Genomic DNA, 1,285 nt, shown 5'->3' with positions numbered 1-1,285 from the left:
ATAAAAACAAACAAAAAATGCACGAATCTCTTCGTGCATTAAAATAAAACATCTTCTTCATATAAATATTCATAAGATAAATCTATAAATAAAAAGTTGTCATCATCAATCGGGAAAGAAAATGTTCGTACCATTTCTCCCGTTTCAATATCTGCATATAAATCTGAAAGCCTCGCCTTATTCTCAAAACGCATTTTCATGATATTCTCGAGAAAATACGGGCGCCAACTCCAGTTCTTCATATAATAATCCGGCATCACAATCCATTCTCCATCTTTTTTCATAACATTTCCTGATTGTTGGAAACCATCTTCATTACAAATAAATATACGAAAACTACACTGTGATACACTTTGACTAAATTGTAATAACCAATCATTTATATCTTCATTCTTTTTTTGTTTTGATAAAACATCGCCAATGCGATCGCGTAACATCTCTGTTAAATTATAAATTTTTTGTAACTTCTTCTTTTCATGCTGAATAAACTGATGACATTCATTACCTAGTCGCTCTTTCAAAACATTCGTTTCAATAAAATCAGGTAAACATTCTTTCAAATAATTACCTTGATAATATCTTCCGCCGTTCTTCCAAGCATATTGCAGTTGATAAAAAGCATCTATTTCTTCATATAACAAAGTTGCACCAATTCTTCTAGCAAGTAATGATAAAGAATATAAAATATCTTGATAAGATTGTAAAAGTGCTGTTTGCCTTAAGTTCGTTAAATCTACTTTTAAAATATCAGGTGCTAACACGCTAATACGCTCTAAATTACTTGTGCCCGTTCCGACTTTATTAATCGAAATTTGAATACCATATGTACGATAATACATAAGCAAATGATTAAATTGCTCTATATCTTCTTTACATTCATGCTCTGTAATCTCTAAAACAATTTGTTTTAAATTTAAACCTTGTTCTTCATACCTCAATAAAAGTTGAAGCAAGCTTTCATCATCATCATTCATTAATACATTAGCATTCCGATGTATAAATAATAATAATTTTTGATCGCTTTCTAAATAACGATTTAAAGCTTTTTCTACTATAATATTATCCGCTTCCAGTTGAAATTCACTTGGAATCGAATCATCGTGAAAGAAAGAAGCTAAACTTTGTATGCCCTCTTCTGTTTGAATACGTCCTACTACTTCGTATCCAATTACAGTATGCTCATCAGCACTAAAAATAGCTTGATAATAAGGAAGGACTTTATCCAAGTTACTCATTACATCTAATGCATCTATCAACGTGCTTCCCTCCCTTTACTTTTCAAAAA

General features: G+C 30.6%; 1 protein-coding gene. It reads right to left on the bottom strand.

Features of this window, described 5'->3' with window-relative positions:
* Positions 1 to 38 precede the first annotated feature (38 nt).
* A complete protein-coding gene (locus ABWK52_RS29105; protein ID WP_000564306.1) occupies positions 39 to 1,256 on the bottom strand; it encodes an EAL domain-containing protein in 1,218 nt (405 codons plus the stop codon).
* Positions 1,257 to 1,285 lie beyond the last annotated feature (29 nt).

Origin of the sequence: Bacillus sp. AP50, from assembly GCF_040492675.1 — a bacterium.
GTDB classification, from domain to species: Bacteria; Bacillota; Bacilli; order Bacillales; family Bacillaceae_G; genus Bacillus_A; species Bacillus_A cereus.
This window is presented reverse-complemented; position numbering and strand designations above follow the sequence as displayed.